This is a genomic window from Acidithiobacillus sp. YTS05 (assembly GCF_024396695.1).
Lineage (GTDB): Bacteria > Pseudomonadota > Gammaproteobacteria > Acidithiobacillales > Acidithiobacillaceae > Igneacidithiobacillus > Igneacidithiobacillus copahuensis.
In genome coordinates, this window is the sequence record NZ_CP094359.1 from 1,444,741 (window position 1) to 1,462,703 (window position 17,963).

The 17,963-nt window shown below is 58.7% G+C and carries 16 protein-coding genes; 4 read left to right on the top strand and 12 right to left on the bottom strand.

The annotated features are described in order from the left end of the window. Positions 1-22 precede the first annotated feature (22 nt). Together MQE22_RS07160 and hemE are read left to right on the top strand one after the other, a co-directional pair. A complete protein-coding gene (locus MQE22_RS07160) occupies positions 23-1,426 on the top strand; it encodes an FAD-dependent oxidoreductase (RefSeq protein ID WP_226827050.1) in 1,404 nt (467 codons plus the stop codon). Next, entirely contained in the window at positions 1,423-2,499 is a 1,077-nt protein-coding gene (gene hemE / locus MQE22_RS07165; RefSeq protein WP_215871121.1) for a uroporphyrinogen decarboxylase, read from the top strand. Before MQE22_RS07160 ends, hemE begins: the two co-directional genes overlap by 4 nt. Before the next feature lie 16 nt (positions 2,500-2,515). Here hemE and MQE22_RS07170 read toward each other — a convergent pair whose 3' ends face one another. From MQE22_RS07170 to hfq, 8 genes are all read right to left on the bottom strand, one after another. Beyond that, positions 2,516-3,436: a lysophospholipid acyltransferase family protein gene (locus tag MQE22_RS07170; RefSeq protein WP_215871120.1), complete on the bottom strand. Its 921-nt coding sequence runs from the start codon at positions 3,434-3,436 to the stop codon at positions 2,516-2,518. After that, positions 3,433-4,209, bottom strand: coding sequence for a GNAT family N-acetyltransferase (locus tag MQE22_RS07175; RefSeq protein ID WP_215871119.1), 777 nt, complete (start codon positions 4,207-4,209; stop codon positions 3,433-3,435). Before MQE22_RS07175 ends, MQE22_RS07170 begins: the two co-directional genes overlap by 4 nt. 153 nt (positions 4,210-4,362) lie before the next feature. Further along, on the bottom strand, positions 4,363-5,652 hold the full coding sequence (locus MQE22_RS07180; protein ID WP_215871118.1) for an adenylosuccinate synthase: 1,290 nt from the start codon (positions 5,650-5,652) through the stop codon (positions 4,363-4,365). A gap of 21 nt (positions 5,653-5,673) precedes the next feature. Next, complete coding sequence (locus tag MQE22_RS07185) at positions 5,674-6,894, bottom strand: ATP phosphoribosyltransferase regulatory subunit (protein WP_255789442.1); 1,221 nt, start codon at positions 6,892-6,894, stop codon at positions 5,674-5,676. After that, a complete protein-coding gene (locus MQE22_RS07190; protein WP_215871117.1) occupies positions 6,891-7,769 on the bottom strand; it encodes an SPFH domain-containing protein in 879 nt (292 codons plus the stop codon). Before MQE22_RS07190 ends, MQE22_RS07185 begins: the two co-directional genes overlap by 4 nt. Then, positions 7,766-8,896: a protease modulator HflK gene (hflK, locus tag MQE22_RS07195; protein ID WP_215871116.1), complete on the bottom strand. Its 1,131-nt coding sequence runs from the start codon at positions 8,894-8,896 to the stop codon at positions 7,766-7,768. Before hflK ends, MQE22_RS07190 begins: the two co-directional genes overlap by 4 nt. Positions 8,897-8,916: 20 nt before the next feature. Then, a complete protein-coding gene (gene hflX / locus MQE22_RS07200; protein ID WP_226838221.1) occupies positions 8,917-10,227 on the bottom strand; it encodes a ribosome rescue GTPase HflX in 1,311 nt (436 codons plus the stop codon). Then, positions 10,224-10,496 (bottom strand): RNA chaperone Hfq, encoded by a 273-nt coding sequence (gene hfq / locus MQE22_RS07205; protein ID WP_215871115.1) that lies wholly within the window; start codon positions 10,494-10,496, stop codon positions 10,224-10,226. Before hfq ends, hflX begins: the two co-directional genes overlap by 4 nt. A 214-nt stretch (positions 10,497-10,710) precedes the next feature. Between hfq and ppc the strand changes: the two genes are divergently transcribed. Both ppc and MQE22_RS07215 read left to right on the top strand, forming a co-directional pair. Then, a complete protein-coding gene (gene ppc / locus MQE22_RS07210) occupies positions 10,711-13,512 on the top strand; it encodes a phosphoenolpyruvate carboxylase (RefSeq protein WP_215871114.1) in 2,802 nt (933 codons plus the stop codon). A 1-nt stretch (position 13,513) separates the two neighbouring features. Further along, positions 13,514-14,086: a Maf family protein gene (locus tag MQE22_RS07215; protein WP_215871113.1), complete on the top strand. Its 573-nt coding sequence runs from the start codon at positions 13,514-13,516 to the stop codon at positions 14,084-14,086. A 16-nt stretch (positions 14,087-14,102) separates the two neighbouring features. Here MQE22_RS07215 and pstA read toward each other — a convergent pair whose 3' ends face one another. The 4 genes from pstA to MQE22_RS07235 all read right to left on the bottom strand — a co-directional run bounded on the left by pstA (position 14,103) and on the right by MQE22_RS07235 (position 17,963). After that, positions 14,103-15,017 carry a phosphate ABC transporter permease PstA gene (pstA, locus tag MQE22_RS07220; RefSeq protein WP_226827048.1) on the bottom strand — a complete coding sequence of 305 codons (915 nt, stop codon included), beginning with the start codon at positions 15,015-15,017 and terminating at the stop codon, positions 14,103-14,105. After that, complete coding sequence (gene pstC, locus MQE22_RS07225; RefSeq protein ID WP_215871112.1) at positions 15,014-15,973, bottom strand: phosphate ABC transporter permease subunit PstC; 960 nt, start codon at positions 15,971-15,973, stop codon at positions 15,014-15,016. Before pstC ends, pstA begins: the two co-directional genes overlap by 4 nt. Before the next feature lie 117 nt (positions 15,974-16,090). After that, on the bottom strand, positions 16,091-17,176 hold the full coding sequence (gene pstS / locus MQE22_RS07230) for a phosphate ABC transporter substrate-binding protein PstS (RefSeq protein ID WP_215871111.1): 1,086 nt from the start codon (positions 17,174-17,176) through the stop codon (positions 16,091-16,093). A gap of 151 nt (positions 17,177-17,327) precedes the next feature. Beyond that, positions 17,328-17,963: a molybdopterin-dependent oxidoreductase gene (locus tag MQE22_RS07235; protein WP_215871110.1), complete on the bottom strand. Its 636-nt coding sequence runs from the start codon at positions 17,961-17,963 to the stop codon at positions 17,328-17,330.

A 17,963-nucleotide genomic window follows, 5' to 3' on the forward strand; every position in this document is an offset into this window, starting at 1 on the left:
TTGTCCATCGCGAGGAATTGACATGAATAATTTTGCCTTTTTGGAAGATGGTCGGCAGGATCCCAAGAAATTGCCGGTAGAGGAGCGTCGCGAAGCCTTCCGCGAGATCTATGAAGTCTTCGATCTCGACAGCGCCCGTTTGCAGGCCGACCGTTGTCTGCATTGCGGTAATCCCTACTGTGAGTGGAAGTGCCCGGTGCACAACTACATTCCCAACTGGTTGCAGTTGATCGTCGAAAACCGCATCGAGGAGGCCGCAACCCTTTCCCACAGTACCAACACCCTGCCGGAAATCTGTGGTCGTATCTGTCCCCAGGATCGCCTTTGCGAAGGCGCTTGTACTCTCAACGAAGACTACGGCGCGGTCACCATCGGCAACCTGGAGAAGTTCATCACCGAAGAAGCCCTGGCGCGCGGCTGGAAGCCGGTACAGGAGCCGGTTGCGCGTTTGGGCAAGCGCGTGGCAGTGGTCGGCGCCGGGCCGGCGGGCCTCGGCTGTGCCGATATCCTCAATCGCAATGGCGTCGATGTAGTGGTCTTCGACCGCTACCCCGCCGTGGGTGGCCTGCTGACCTTCGGCATTCCCCCCTTCAAACTGGAAAAGGAAGTGGTCGCGCGGCGTGCCGATCTGCTGCGGGAAATGGGCATCGAGTTCCGTCTTGGGCAGGAAGTCGGCAAGGACATTCCCTTTGCCGATCTACTGCGCGACTTCGACGCCGTGTTCCTGGGCATGGGCACCTACAAGGCCAAGCAGGGGCATTTCCCCGGCGAGGAGCTGCCGGGCGTCTACAAGGCCCTGGACTTCCTCAATGGCAATATCTCCCATCTGATGGCCCTGCCCGATCCTCTGCATCCCTATATCAACCTGACCGGCAAACGCGTGGTCGTGCTGGGTGGTGGTGACACCGCCATGGATTGTGTGCGCACGGCCATCCGCCAGGGTGCGACGGCGGTCAGTTGCGTCTATCGCCGTGACGAAGAAAACATGCCCGGCTCCCGCCGGGAAGTCAGTAACGCCCGCGAGGAAGGAGTGAAATTCCTCTTCAATCGCCAGCCCGTGGAGATTGTTGGCAGTCCTGAGTCTGGTCCACAAGGGGTCAAGGTCTTGCGCACGCAACTCGGTGCGGCCGATGACAAAGGTCGCCGCTACCCCGAAGTCGTGCCCGGCTCAGAAGAGCTTTTGCTCGCCGATGCCGTGATCATTGCCTTCGGCTTCGATCCCTCCCCCGCAGCCTGGTTTGACGACTTTGGCATCGCCACCGACAAGGCCGGCCGGGTGACGGCCAACAGCCAGTTCCAGACCAGTAACCCCAAGGTCTTTGTAGGCGGTGACATGCACCGTGGTTCTGACCTCGTGGTGACGGCGGTGGATGAAGGACGTCGGGCGGCCGACGGCATCCTCGATTTTTTGAGCGCCGCAGAATGAGCAAGACAGACCGCTTCCTGCGGGCCTGCTGGGGCCAGGAGGTCGATCGCACGCCGGTCTGGCTGATGCGTCAAGCCGGGCGCTACCTGCCAGAGTATCGCGCCACCCGTGCCAAGGTGTCGGGTTTTCTGGAGCTCTGCCAGACGCCGGAATTGGCCTGCGAGGTAACACTGCAACCTCTGCGACGCTTTGATCTCGACGCCGCCATCCTCTTTTCCGACATCCTCACCGTGCCCCACGCTATGGGCATGGAACTGGATTTCCTCGAAGGCGAGGGTCCGGTATTTCGCGATCCATTACGCGAGGCCAGTGATCTGCGGCGCCTGGGGCAGCCCGATCCCGAGCAAGATCTACGCTACGTCATGGACGCAGTACGTCTCATCCGTCGGGAGCTGGACGGTCGGGTCCCGCTCATTGGCTTTGCCGGCAGCCCCTGGACCCTCGCCTGCTACATGATCGAGGGCCGAGGGAGCCGCGACTTCCTGCATGCAAAGACTTGGATGTATTCCGATCCGGAAAGCCTGGAGGCATTGCTCGAACGCTTGGTGCTGGCGCTGACAGACTACCTGCACGCGCAAGCCGCGGCGGGCGCTCAGGCACTAATGCTGTTTGATACCTGGGGCGGTACGTTGACGACTTCGGCCTACGAGCGTTTTTCTCTGGCCCCCTTGCAGCGGGTCATCGCCGGACTGCGCGCCACAGCAGAGGCCAAAGAGCTGCCCATCATCCTCTTCAGCAAAGGCGGGGGTAACTGGTTGGAGCGCATGGCGGCGAGCGGTGCCAACGTCATCGGCCTGGATTGGACCATCGACATTAACGTGGCGCGCACACGTCTGGGTAAGAAAATCGCCGTACAGGGCAATCTCGACCCGATTGCACTTTATGGTCAAGCCGCCCTGTTGCGCGCTGAAATCGAAAATATCCTTTGTGCGAATGCGGGAAGGCCAGGACATATCTTCAACTTGGGCCACGGCATCACGCCGCAAACACCAATAGACAATGTAGAACTGCTGGTAGAGACCGTACACGCCTGGAACGGCTGCAGCAATGACAGCGTCTACGAAGAATACTGATGTGGCCTGAAAAACCCTAGCGGGACTGACTACCGTGACGCCAGGCCTCCCAGGCATCGCGCAGGCGGTGGCGATACGGATCCAGATAGGTCACTGCCGCGCCCTCCTCCATCCGCTGTAACGACTCGCGAATCAGACGCTGGGTCTCCTTGGCGAGCTCTCTTCGACCGAGCTGGGGCGATAAGGGCGAACCGAAGTGGATGCGCAGGGTGAGCGGTGCCGATGCCGTGAGCCGCCACAGATGTCCCGCAAGGGTATCGTCGCCAATGAACGGGCAGACCTGATCCGCATGCCCGGGACGCAGGACATCCTCATACCGCAGGGTAACCGGTACCACCATGCTGCCGGCACTGACGGCGGTCTCGAAAGGAGCGGCAAAAAAGTCGCCGACGTCCGTACCATCGCTTGTCGTTCCCTCGGGAAAGATGGACAGGATACGGCCATCACGGAGGACCTCGGCCGCCTCTTTCAACACCCGCTGGCTGGCCCGGGCATCACCACGGTCAATGAAAAAGGTTCCCAGGCGGTGCGCCAGGCGGCCAAAGAGAGGCCAGGACTCCATCTCCTTTTTGGCGACAAACTGACCCGGCCGGATCGCGGCAAGCGCAAGAATATCGAGATAAGAGACGTGGTTGGCCGCCAACATCGTCGGTGCCATGGGTAAGGTTCCCGCTACCCGCAGCCGGATCCCCAGGATGCGCAGCGCAACCCCACACCACCAGCGAAATACCGCCAACGCAGATCCATCGATTTCCACCCTGCGCCCGTAGTACCACCAGCTCAGGGGAAATGCCAAAGCCAAGTGCAGGGCAAGGGCGGGGATACGCCACAAGCGGCGATAAAAACGCGGCTCGCTGCGCCGCAGGATACGGTCGCTGGGATAGGGGATCAGTTGCGCTTGTGCAGAAGCGGAAATACGCCGCCGACGAAAGATCATTTGCCTTGGACCACAGGATCCAGAAAACGCTGCTGGTAGCGCGAGGTAATAAGTCGCGAATCGCACCACACAAAAAAGTCAGCGCAATGAAACTGGGGGTCCCAATACGGCTCGCCCCCCAGCCGCACCCCTGCCCGTAAGTAGCCTTTCAGCAATGCCGGCAACTCGACGGGCTCCACCTGGGCGTCGGAATCGAAACCGGGTACCGGGCGCAGGGGAAAGACGCGCTGCTCTGCTGGCACCATCTGCTGCTCCAGCGAGCGATACAGGGCGCCAAGCGCCGGGCCATCGGTGCTATGCACGCTGGCGCAACCCATGAGATGGTCGATGTCCCACATGCCCATAGCCTCTGCCAAGCCAGACCACAACAGCACGATCACGGCTCCCTGGCGATAGTCTGGATGCACGCAGGAGCGACCGAGTTCCATGACCCGAGAGCCCAGGGCCAAGGGACGCGAGAGATCAAACTCCGTCTGCGCATAATAGCGGCCTACATTGGGTACTTGCTCGGGCAGGAAAAGACGATAGGTACCAACCACCTCCTGACGGACCTCATCTTCGACGATCAGGTGCTCGCAGAAGGGATCATATTCATCCTGATCGATTCCCGGCGGGCCACTCAGCTGGGCACCGTACTCCGCGCTGAACACGCGATAGCGCAGCCGTTGTGCCGCCTCGATCTCATCCTGATGGCGGGCGAGATACAGTCGCAGCGAGCGCTCCCCTTTTTTGGTATTACGACCCATGTCCTTCTGAACTTGCGTTTCGAGCATCCCTCAATCCCCCTGTTCGGGTTGCAGCAAACAATAGTATGACCCAAAACCATGACAATAGTGCGACAGTTTTATGACACTTTGATGACAGCCACTGGGAATGATACGCGACATACTACGCAATGCAGACAAGAAAAGACAAGAAACTCAAGCTCATAAAAACGCCTCACGGAGAATCGTGTGGGCTCGGTCCGGCCCGGTAGAAACAATTGCCAGGGGCCGCTCCACCAGCTCCGCCAGAGCTTCAAGATAGCTTCGCGCGTTTTGTGGCAGGTCTTGCCAACGTTGAACACCGGCAGTGGATTCCGACCAGCCCGGAAAACTTTCGTAGACAGGTTCACAATCCGCCAGCGATTCGGCGCCGCCAGGCAGGTCACGACACTCCGCACCCCGTACCCGATAGCCGGTAGCGACACGAATTTCCGCCAGGCCATCGAGCACGTCGAGTTTGGTCATGCACAGGCCGGTCACCCCGTTGACCCGACAGGAAGCGCGCAGGGCCACGGCATCGAACCAGCCACAACGCCGCGCCCGCCCGGTCGTGGCGCCCACCTCGCCGCCCTTCTCCGCCAGCCAGCGTCCAGTGTCATCGAAGAGCTCGGTGGGAAATGGGCCGGAGCCGACGCGGGTGGTGTAGGCCTTGGTGATGCCGAGAACGTAACCCAGTTCGCCGGGCCCTACCCCGGTACCGGCAGCGGCGGCCCCGGCCACCGTGTTGGAAGAGGTGACAAACGGGTAGGTGCCGTGGTCGACGTCGAGCATGGTCCCTTGCGCCCCCTCAAACAGAATCCGTCCACCGGCCGCCTGAATCTGGCTGAGGCGCAGGGAGACATCGGCAACCATGGGTACCAGACGTTCCGCATAGGCGAGACTCTGCTCCAGCGTCTGATGAAAATCCTCTGGTTTTTCCTTGAAGTAGTGCTGCAGAACAAAGTTGTGATAGTCGAGTGCCTCGCCCAGTTTTGCTGCGAAACGCTCGCGGTGAAACAGGTCCGCCACCCGTAAGGCCCGTCGCGCTACCTTGTCTTCATATGCAGGCCCAATCCCTCGCCCGGTAGTCCCTATGCGCGCTTCCCCTTTGGCCCGTTCCCGGGCAAGGTCCAGCCGCTTGTGATAGGGCAAGATCAGCGGACACGCCTCGGAAATGACCAGGCGCTGGGCCGCATCTGGAACGGTTTCCAGCAATGGATCCAACTCTTCGAACAGGGCCACAGGATCGAGCACCACGCCGTTACCGATAAGACACTGTACCTCCGGTCGCAGGATACCGGACGGAATGAGATGCAGCACCGTCTTTTTGCCCGCGATGACCAGGGTGTGACCGGCATTATTGCCACCCTGGAAGCGCGCAACTGCCTGACATTGCTCGGTAAGCCAGTCGACAATCTTGCCCTTGCCCTCATCACCCCACTGGGTGCCTATTACCACTACGTTTCTGGACATCGATAGCGACTCCGCAAAAGATCAGGATGCAGAAAAGGGAAATTCAGGCTCGCGGCCGGCCAGTGTCCATCGCCCCCCCTCCACTACCAGGCAGGCGTCGAAGCCTGCCGGCAACGGTTGCGCGGGGGCGCCACCAGCCAGGTCCTGGACAACGGTATACCCCTGTGCACGCAGGTCCTGAATGGCCTGCCACAGGCTGGGGTCGGAACCACCCGGGGCAAGGACCCGTGGAGAATTTCTTTCCTCGGTCAGATCGCGCAACAAGGGACGCAAATCGAGACTGAATCCGGTCGCCGGACGATAGCGGCCAAAGGCCTTGCCGACACCGTCATACCGCCCGCCGCGGGCAATCGCCGCGCCCTGCTGCGGCGAGAATAGCGCAAAGAGCATGCCGGTGTGGTAGCGATGCCCCTGCATTTCCGCTAGATCCGCACGAATGCTGAGCTGCGGATAGCGCTGGGCAAGTACTTGCCAGACAAAATCGAGCTCTTCCAGAGCGCGCAGAATGACGGGATAAGAGGCAAAGCGTTGCCGGGCGCGATCCAGGATTTCATGATCGCCATGCAGTTCGGACAACGCCCGAAATGCTTCGGCCTGCTGCGCAGGCACCGCATTCGCCTGCAGAAGCTGTCGCAGATCCGGCCAGGCTTTGCGTTCCAGGAAACGCAATAGCTCCTCTCGATCCTGCTGACCAAGCCCGCACGCTTCTGCCAGACATTGCGAAATTGCGACATGCCCCAGGTCCAATACCAGTTCGGTACCGGGACAGCAGCGCTGTACGCTCTCCACCATCAGGCTCAGAATTTCGAGATCGGCATCGGCACTAGCGACGCCAAACATCTCGGCTCCCACCTGAAAGGGCGCGCGACTCCCACCGAGGGCATCGGGACGTGCGCGCAACACGGTGCCGGCGTAACTCAGGCGTCGCGCCTCATCACCGCGTGCCATCTGCACATCGATCCGCGCCATTTGTGGCGTCATATCCGAGCGGAAGCCCAGCACCCGTCCACTGGCCTGATCGAGTACCTTCCAGGTTTCCAGATCGAGATCGATGGCGCTGCCGGTCAGCAAGCCCTCCAGATGCTCCAGCATGGGCGGGATCACCTGTCGGTATCCCCAGGATGCGAAGAGATCCAGCAGCTCCCGACGCTTTCCTTCGAGTGCTGCCGCCTGCTGCGGTCCCATATCCTCAAAACCGGCAGGCAACATCCAACTCGCCAAGATATCTTTCCGTTTGCTCACGGCTTGCCGCCTCCTTGCAGTCCCTCATGCAGATAGCGGAGCAACGGAGAGTTGGCCGGCAGGACCCAGACGTCCCCCGCCTTGGTGCTATCGCGCAATACCTCGAGACTACGATAAAAGGCATAAAAACGTGGATTTTTTCCGTAGGCATCGGCATAGAGCTTGGCTGCCTGCGCTTGTGCCTTGCCCAAGGTTTGCTGCGACGAGGCATAGGCCTGGCTGAGAACTTGCTGGCGTTCCTTCTCCGCGGCATTTTTGATCTGCTCCACCTGTTCCTTGCCGGCCAGCTCTTCCGCCGCAAGCTTGCTCTGCAGTTCCGTTCGCATTTGCTGATAGACGTCCTGTTGCGCCTCTGCAGTCAAACCAAGCTCCAGAAAATGCAGCTCATCCAGAGAAATGCCATCGCGCGCGAGAGAATCACTCACTTGGCTACGCAAGGTTTGCTGCCAAGCGTCCAGAACGGCATTGCTTGGTGTCACGCCAGAATTTTTATCGACGATACGCGAGAGAGCGGCTTGCACGACGTCACTGATCTGGCTCTCGGCCAAGGCAGTGTTCAGACCCCGCTGGTAAAACTTTTTTGCGTCGCTCACGTGCCACTGCACAAAACAGTCGAGCTGCAGACTTGGTCCCGTAGTTGGCGTAACGGTGACTGCCTTGGTACTCTGGCTGCGTCTGCGCGTATCAATGACCTGCACCGACTGTAAAAAAGGCCAGTGGACGTAGAGGCCTGCCTGCGAACGCTCCGCCGCTACGTGCCCGGCGTTGAGAATAACCGCACTCTGCCCTGGACGCAGCTGGTAGAAACTGGCGGATAGCAGGTATAGCAAAACAGCAACTGCCAGGGCTATCCAGCCCCAGGTCATCGGTTTCATGAGGCCTTATCTCCACTGCTGGTGGGAGCACTAGCTTTAGCTGCCGGAGCCGACTGGGTTGGTGCAGCAACCTGTACTGCCACCTGCGCACCATTTCCATCCGCCACGACGATCTTGCCTGCCTTGGCCAGTATGTCCTGCATGGTCTGCAGGTACATCTGCTTGGTGCTGATTTGCGGATCCTGCTGATAGGCCTGATAGACGGCATTGAAACGGGCGACGTCTCCTTGTGCCTTACCGAGTAACTGTTCTGCCTGGACGCTGGCGCGATCGGTCATCTTGGCAGCCTCAGCCTTGGCGGCAAGCAGTGTCTTGGCGGTATCTGCCTTCGCCTGCTCGGCTTGCTCGGCAGCATCCTTGCGCGCCTTGGTAATCTTCTCGTACTCGGCATCCAGCGCCTTGGGATGGGTGAGCTCGATGATCTGCACGGATTGCAGGCTGATGCCACTATCGCTGCCGGCCAGGAGATTTTGTGCCTTCTGCAGAAGCTGCTGCTCAAGCGGCGCGTGTGCCGTGGCAAGCAGCTGTTGAGAACTCATACCGCTGGTCACCTGGCGCAATGCAGCGCTCAGTACAAAGGCCAGATATTGCTGCGGATTACTGCTGGCAAAAAGAAAGTCGCGGGGGTGCGCAATGCGGTAATCCGCGGCATAGCGCACATCGACTACCTCATTATTGCTGGTGAGGATGCGACCTGGGCTGAGTGCCTCTCCCGAATCCCCGTAGCCCAGGACCAAGCGCCGGCTGCGCCCAACCTCGACGGTCCCGACCGTCTCGATGGGACTGGGCCAATGATAGTGGCTTCCCGGCGGCACGGTGGCGACCACACGACCGAAGCGCAGCACGATGCCCTCCTGACCGCTGCCGACTTGATAGAAGCCGGAGAGCAGCCAGACACCAACCAGCACAAGCACCACGATCAGGGGAAACCAACGAACAAAAGGAATTTTTCGTCGCGGTCCAGATCCGGGAGACGACGACAATTTGCCGCCGAGCTTGCGCAGTTCTTTGGTGATCTTGTCGATATTCCAGCTTGCGCCGGAATTTCCGGGACGCCGTCCCAAGGGACCTTTATTGCTGCCGTTACCGTCTTGTTTACCGTTTCCGCCTGGATCACTCCACGGCATCCCGCTCTCCTTACCCCGGACTATGGGCGCATTGTAGAAGGCAGATCCTCCCGCTGACAACTCTCTGCCCCGATTTCTGCCTGCAAACCGGTCCAGGTTTGTTGGTCGATTTCGATGAGCAGATGATTACTCCCCTCGCTATCGAAACGTTCCTCCAGGACCGCGGCCTCCCGAAAGAGGCGTGCGCGCAGCGCCCCCGCCTCTGGTCGCAACGTACAACGCAGACGCAGGCGGGCACCGTGCAGGCGCTGCGTGATTATTTCCGCCAGGCGGGCCACGCCGGCACCACTATGGGCACTGAGCCAGAGATCGCTCACCTGGCCAGTTTCATCTACCCGTTCCCGCACCTCCTCACCCAACAGATCGATCTTGTTGAATACGCGTAGACGCGGCACGCCGGCCGCGCCAATCTCGGCAAGAACGTTTTCCACCGCAAGAATCTGCGCGTCGCGATCGGGCGCCGCTGCGTCAATGACGTGCAGCAGCAACTGAGCCTGCCCCACCTCTTCCAGGGTGGCGCGGAAAGCGGCGATCAATTCCGTCGGCAGATCGCGCAAAAACCCAACGGTGTCCGCTATCAGGGTTGTCGGTCCATTGCCGGAGAGACGGCGAATGGCGGGATCGAGCGTTGCAAAAAGCTGATCGGCGGCATACTGATCATTTGCCGTCAGCACATTGAAAAGAGAAGATTTTCCAGCGTTGGTATAGCCTACCAAAGCAACCGTGGGCGCTGGTGCACGCAGCCGAGCGCGTCGCTGCGTAGCTCGCTGGGCAGCGACCCGTGCCAGCCGCTCGCGCAAGATGCGAATCCGCACACCGATCAAGCGGCGATCTGTTTCCAGCTGCGTTTCGCCAGGTCCGCGCAGGCCGATGCCACCCCGCTGCCGCTCGAGGTGGGTCCAGCCACGCACCAGTCGGGTGCGCAAATGATCCAGTTGTGCCAATTCGACCTGCAGTTGTCCCTCGTGCGTACGTGCACGCCGGGCGAAAATGTCGAGGATGAGTCCCACCCGGTCGATGACCCGCGCAGCACAGGAGCGCTCCAGGTTCCGTTCCTGAATCGGACTCAGCGGACGGTCAAAAAGAATCAGATCGACCGCGTTGGCGCGCACAAAATCGGCAATTTCCTGAACTTTGCCACTTCCAACACAGGTGGCAGGATCCAGGCGCGCGCGCGACACCGTCCACAGGCCCAGTATTTCGGCACCAGTGTCTGCCGCCAACTGCTGAAACTCCTCTCCACCATCGTCCGCCGTGCTTCCTGGGGTATGAATGTGGATCAGTAAGCAGCGATCTCGATGCGACCGCTGAATCCCTGGGCTCTGACTCAGTCTGCGGCCTCGTCTCCGGCAGTCGCTTCGCCTTCCCCTTCCGGCAGTGGCAAACGCACGTCGCGACTGGGGACCACCGTGGAAATCGCGTGCTTATAGATCATCTGACTGACATTGTTGCGCAACAGCACAACGAACTGGTCGAAGGATTCGACAAAGCCCTGCAACTTGATGCCGTTGACCAGATAGATGGCTACCGGAACGTGCTCCTTACGCAACAGATTGAGGAAAGGGTCTTGCAAAATTTGCCCTTTTTGTTGACTGGCCACTATTGTCTCCTTTTTTACGCAAATCGTGCCATCGGCTAGTACCCTTAGACTAACTCAAAAGATGTCGGTGCGCTATGGGGAAGACACCGTGCTGACAGCATGCCAATCCTCCGTCGCATAGACTTCGTCAGGACGGGTCTTTGACCTTTTGCCGGATTGCCGATAAGTTCTCTGCATTATCACCCATGCCAACATTCCGTACCGGGGAGAGTTTGTGGACGCCAAAAAACTGACCAGCGACCGTGCGTTGCGTGCTCGCGTAAAACGCTTGGGAAACATTCTGGGAGAGGTGTTGCGCGAGCAAGCCGGCGAGCGGGTATTCAGCGCCGTAGAGCAGCTTCGCCAGGGCTACATCCGCCTGCATCGCCGGGAAGATGCCAAGCTCCGTCAACGCCTTGCCCGTTTCATCGATGCCCTGCCCCAGGATGACCTCGTACTTGTCATCCGTGCATTCAACACCTACTTCAGTCTGGTTAACATCGCCGAGGAGGAGTTCCAGCATGTGCAGCGGCGTCGCTTGTTGCAGCGCGGCAGCGGGCTTTGGGTTGGCTCCTTTGAAGATACCTTCCGGCGCTTGCAGGAGGCCGGCATAAATGCCGGACAATTGCAGTTTCTGCTGGGCCAACTGCGCTACCTGCCGGTCTTTACGGCGCATCCTACCGAGTCCAAGCGCCGCACCGTACTGCATGCTCTGCGACGGATCTTTCTCACCAGCAAGGCCCTGGATGACCCGACCTTGACCGAAGAGGAAGAAGGTGACGTGCTGCGTCAACTGCAAGCGCAGATCCAGATCCTCTGGGAGACGGAGGAGGTGCGGACCAATCAACCGCAGGTGCAGGACGAAGTCGAAAATGGCCTCTTCTATTTTCGCGACAGTCTCTTTCAGGCAGTACCGATGACCTATCACGCCGCGCGGCGCGCAGCGCGCCGGGTGTACGGCGATCGGCAGGTCGATATTCCCGCTTTCATTCGCTTCGGCTCCTGGATCGGCGGGGATCGCGATGGCAACCCCAACGTGACCGCGGCCATTACCGGCTGGACCCTGCGCACGCAGAGTATCGAGGTCCTCCGCGAGTACCAGCGGCGTCTCTCCGAACTCTATCCGCTATTGGGGCACTCGGCGCGCTTTTGCAGCATTTCGCCGATCCTCCTCGCCTCCCTGGAGAAGGACGCCGACGACTTTCCAGAACTTGCGGAATGGGTGAATCAACGCTTTCCCAGCGAGCCGTACCGGCGGAAGTTGCGCTACATGATGACCCGTCTCGATCTGCGTCTGCACCAGCTCGAAAATGGTCAAAGTGGCAGCGGCTTTGCGGCGGATACTCCGGCGTACATCAGTGATCAGGACTTTCTCGCCGATCTGATATTGGTTCGTGACTCGCTGCGGGGCCACGGTGATGAATACATCGCCAATCATACGGTACAAGATCTTGTCTGGCTGGTAGAAACCTTCGGATTCCACCTGGCTTCGCTGGATATTCGGCAAGAGTCCACCGTACATACCCGCACCCTCACGGAACTCTTTGCAGGAATAGCGGAGTTTCAGGGTTATGCCGAGATGGAGGAAGAACAAAAACTCGCGGTGTTGAGTGATGCCCTACGCAAGCCCGGTAGACTGGTTGAAGGCATGCCCGAACAACTGTCGCCCCTAGCGATGGAGACCTGCGCGATGTTCAAGTGCATTGGTCAGTTGCGCCGAGAAGTCGGAGAACGCGCGTTTGGAAATTACGTGGTATCGATGACCCACGAGGCCAGCAATATTCTAGAAGTCCTAGTCTTGGCAAAAGAGTTTGGTCTTGCCGGCTGGTCACGCCAAGGCTTGTATAGCGAGATCGCAGTCACGCCGCTGTTTGAGACCATCCACGATCTCGAGCGCATGGAAACCGTGATGGGGAGATTACTCGACAATCCGGAGTATGCCGAGATCCTGCGCAGCCAGGAAAATGTGCAGGAAGTCATGCTGGGATACTCGGACTCCTGCAAGGATGGCGGCATTCTCTCCTCGAGCTGGTCGTTATACCAAGCACAGCTCGAACTGAGCGCCCTGGCAGACCGCCGGCGTATTCATATCCGGGTCTTCCACGGTCGCGGCGGGAGCGTCGGCCGCGGCGGTGGACCTACCCACGAAGCCATTCTGGCGCAGCCGGCCAATACCGTCCGCGGGCAGATCAAGATCACCGAGCAGGGAGAGGTGCTTTCGTTCAAATATGCCAACCTGGAAACTGCCGTATATGAGCTAACCGTCGGTGTCACCGGATTGATGCGCGCCAGCTTTGGATTGATACAGGCGGTGCCCACCGATGATCCCAGTTTCCTCAAAGTGATGGATGAACTCACCAAGACCGGCGAAGCGGTCTATCGCGAACTGATTCAACAAACTCCGGGCTTTATGGATTACTTCTACGAGGCCACTCCGCTGAACGAGATCGCGCATATGAACATCGGTTCCCGTCCCTCGCATCGTCAGCGTGGCGACCGCTCGATGAATTCGATTCGTGCAATTCCCTGGGTCTTTGCCTGGGCACAGTCGCGGCATGTTTTGCCGGCCTGGTTTGGGCTGGGCTCGGCCATTCGCAGCTGGCGTGGCGAAGACCCCGAGCGACTGGAGCTTTTGCGAAAAATGTACCAGCGCTGGCCGTTTTTTTATTCCTTGCTGGGCAATATCACCATGGCGATGGCAAAAGCGGACATGACACTTGCCGCAGAGTATGCGACGCTACCTCGCGATCAGAAGTGTGCGCAGCAGATCTTTGCAAAAATCCATGCAGAATTTATGGTCAGTATGCAGGAGACCCTACTCATCCAGGAGAAGCAAGAGTTGCTCGAAGAAAACCCGGTACTGGCCTTCTCCCTGCAGCGCCGCAACGTCTACATGGAGCCACTGAACCATATCCAGCTTGCCCTGTTACGGCGGTACCGCAACGAGGATACCCCTCCCGAGTTTCGGGAAACCTGGCTCGATCCTTTGCTGCGCAGCATCAACGCGATTGCCGCCGGGCAGCGTAATACGGGCTGATATGCAGCTCATCCTTGCCTCTTCCAGTCCCTACCGACGGGAATTGCTCGCCCGATTGGGCATCCCCTTCACCTGGCAGTCGCCAGCGATTGATGAGAGCCGCAAGACTCAGGAAGCACCGGAGGCACTCGTACAACGCCTGGCCTATGAAAAGGCCCGCGCGATCTGGCAGCAACACCCGAAAGCCTGGGTCATTGGCGCCGACCAGCTGGTACGTTGCGACGGCGCCCTGTTGGGCAAGTCGGGTTCTGCCGAACAGGCCTTTGCTCAGTTACAGATGATGCAGGGACAAAAAGTAGAGCTGTTGAATGGTCTCTGTCTGCTGGGTCCGTCCGGTGACGCGCAGACCGAATTGATTCCCTACCACGTGTTGATGCGCAAATTTGGCGAAGACGAAATTGTTCGCTACATCGAAAAAGAACAACCATTCGATTGTGCTGGGAGCCTGCGCTCCGAAGGACTGGGTATTTGTCTGATCGAGCGCATGGAGGGAGAAGATCCCAATGCCATCATTGGCCTTCCCCTCATTCGCTTGTCAGCCATGTTGCGCGCGGCGGGGTTTCCCCTTCCTTGAACTGACGAACTAGCTTTTATTGGTAAGCGCCACGCTTACGCAACTGCTGCACCATCAGCCAACGCCCGAGCAATATCAGTCCCAGTACTACCATGGTAATCAAAAACGCTGCCGCAAAGGCAAGGATGTGGGCCTCTTCAAAAGGCTCGTTGATAAAGGTCCAGATGACGTAGGTCAAGTACCCGATCGGCTGGTTGGTGAACTGTCCATTCCACATATAGTTAGACCATCCAGCGGTATAGATCAGCGGCGCCGTCTCCCCCATCGAGAGGGCCAACGCGTAAAACAGCCCCGTCATGACCGCGGGCATGGCTCCGGGCAGAAGAATCCGTAAAATCACCGAGCCCTCGCCCGCGCCAATACCAAAGCCCGCCTCTCGCACGGCTTGCGGGATATTGCCCAGCGCCATCTCGGTGGTACGGGCGATATACGGCAACAGCATGATACTCAGGGTAATGATGCCGGCCGCCACGGAAAACTGCCAACCGAGATAGATCACCATCGTGATATACCCCACGTAACCCAACACGATAGATGGAACGCCCACCAGAACATCGGACAGAAAACGCAGGGATTTGCCGGCGATACCGCTACCAAACTCGCTCAGGTAGATCCCCGCCGCAATGCCGACGGGCGCCGAGATCAGCAGGGAACCAAGAGAAAGAACGAGGGTACCCTCGATGGCATTTTTCAGGCCACCGCTCATCCCGTTGCTCACCTCGGTCAGAAGACTGAGCTTCAATCCGGGCAATGCCTTGAGGAATACATCCAATATGATGGACAGGAAAGCAACGGCAACAATGACGAAACTGAACCAGACAAAGGCGGTACCGAGGGTACGAAAGAGATGACGTTTCCAGGAAACGCGAATTTGCCGGCGTTTAGAACCGACACTGGCGGTCATGGACGTCGTGAGATTGGATGTACTCATGAGCGCACCTTCGCTCCCCAGAGGATCATACGGGCAATGATATTGACAATCACAGTAAGCACGAGAAGCACCAGAGCGATCTCCGCTAAGGCTTCCACCGCCATGTTGGTGGGATCCTGCAGGGCACTCTCCAACTGCGAGACGATAAACGCTGCCATGGTGGAAATCGGGGTATAGATGTTGTTTGGCAGATAGTTAAGGGCGTTACCACTGACCATAACGACGGCCATGGTTTCGCCGAGGGCACGTCCCAGGGCCAGAATAGAGACGCCGACCAGAGTCGTCTTGAGTTTGGGCAGGATGATATTCCACAGCACCTCCAGACGGTTCAGACCGAGACCCAGGCCTGCTTCCTTGAGAGAAGGTTCGATGGCGCTGATACCTTCGCGCATCGTCGCTGAGATCAGCGGCACGATCATGAACGCCAGGACGATGGCAGTCGTCAGCAAGCCATAACCGCTGCCCGGGCTGCCTCCCAGATAAGGAATGAATCCAATGTGCTGGGTCATCCATGGAAAGACTGTCTGCCCCAAAAGGGGAATCAGCAACACATATCCCCACAGTCCGAAAACCACACTGGGGATGGCCGCCAACAAATCGACCAGCAGTGCGAGCGGCCCGGAGAGCCACTTGGGCATCATCTCGACGAGAAAATACGCTGCTCCCACCGCAATCGGAAGCGCAAACAGAAGAGCAAGGAAGGAACTGGCCAAGGTGCCAACGACAAGAAACCAGATCCCGTAGCGTGCCCCCGGCATGACTTGTTGGCCGTGGATGGACACTGGATTGCCATAGAGACTGCCAAGATTCCAATCGTTAGTCCACAAAAATTGCAGGCCGTTGTATTGGATGGCAGGCCAGGAATAGGCCGTCAGAAAAGCTACGAGAAGGATAAGTGATAACGGCAGAAAGCTGGCCGTGCCTACCAATCCAAAGCGAAAGACGGAAACCTTCATGTTCACCCTCCGGTGGAGCAGGCCTCATAATAAACGCGCGGCACTTCCGACAAAAGGGCCGCGTCGTTCATTCTGTGGAGAGCCTGGGTCGCAGACCCAGGCTCCAGGGCCGAAAATTTACTGAATCTCGGCAACCTGCTTGCGGGACAACTCCACAGCACTCTCCGGTAGCGGTACGAAGTGTACCTTTTCCATGAAGTGCGGGGCGTTGCCACCCTTGGGATCGAGCGCCCAGTTGAGGAAGTCCTTCAATGCCGCAGCGGTTTCCGCGTTCGGCTGCTGCTTCTTCACGATGGCATATTCATAGTTGATGATCGGGTAGGAGTTCTTGCCCGGAGCGAAGACCAGGCTGATCCGCTCATCGGCCGGTGTCTTGCTGACCATTTCGCCGGCGGCCGCCTTCGCGTTCGCCACGGTGGGCAACACAAAGTTACCGTCACGATTCTTCAGCATGGCGATGCCCAGACCCGCCTTCTCGACCGGCTCCTTCCAGCTGATGCCGATGTAGGCCACACCATAGGGGGTGGACTTCAGGGCTTCGACCATTCCGGGGTTGCCAACGGCGCCGATTCCGCCCTGTACGGTCGGCCAGCTGACCGTGGTACTGTAACCAACGCTCTTGGACCAGGTGGCATCGGTGTCGGAGAGATAGGTGGTGAAGATGAAGGTGTCACCAGAACCATCGGTACGATGGATCGGGATGATCTTGTGATTGGGCAGCTTGATGCCGGGATTCATCTTGGCGATCTCAGGATCGTCCCAGTTGGTGATCTTGCCGGAATAGATGCCCGCCAGCACCGGTCCGGAGAGCTTGATATGCTTGTTGTTCAGACCCGGCAGGTTATAGTTGATCATCTGGATGGAGATGGCCAGGGGGATGTTCAACATCGGATGCATCTTCACCTGGGCATCTGACATGTAGGCGTCGGAAGCACCGATCTGGGCCACACCAGAGATGGATTGAGCAATACCCGTGCCGCTACCGGTACCCTGGGTGGTGATTTTCACGTTGGGGTGCATCTTGGTGTATTCCGGCACCCACAGGTTGAACAGGGGGTACAACAGGGTGGAACCGGTCTCCAGCAGACTGACCTGCGGAGCCGCAACAGCGGGCGTAGCGGCGGTGGCAGCAAGGCCGAGGAGGGACGCAACAACGGCGCCCTTCATGGCGTGGGCGACGGTCTTCTTAAAACCTGGCAACATAAAACCTCCGAAGATGGCGTTATCAAAATCACTGCAGCATGTAGGGGACTTCACTATCGGAAATCCCTATGCGCTGCTAATCATACCGAAAGTTCATGACACTATCATGAACTTTTTATGACACTTTTGTGACACTCGACTTCACGTGATGCTAGAGGAGATCGCGCCAACTGAAGCCTTTCTTGATATAGGCGTTACTCGAATACCCATCCCGCTCCCAGGTGCCCTCGGGTCTCTCGGCAGTCAAATCAATACGATTCACCCACTTGACGCTCTTGTAGCCATACATCTGGGGTACCAGCAAACGCAACGGATAGCCCCCTTTGCGCAGCAGCGACTGTCCCGCGATATGCGTCGCGAGGAGGACCCCAGGTGCCCGCGCCTGATCCAGGCTCAGACTATCGACGTACACACCATCGGCACTATGGAAGACAACGAAGCGTGCAGAGTCCAGCGGCTGCAATTCGGTGAGAAAGTCGGCCAGCTGGATGCCTCGCCAATGCACGTTTGCCACGGTCCAGCCGGTGACGCAATGAAAGGTATACACTTCGGGCTGAACGCTTTGCTGATACAACTCGGCAAGGGTAAAACTGCGCGGCTTCCCAATGAGTCCTCCACATCGCAGTTGATACTGTTGCGGATCGATTTTGGGATAGAACCCAGCATAGGTGTAATACTCGGGAAAGACGGGGATCGCGTTGGCACGTGCCCAGGCAGGTAGGAGGAGTCCACCAGCCATTCCGCCTACAAACCCGGCACCGCGCAGAAGAAAATCTCGACGTTGCAT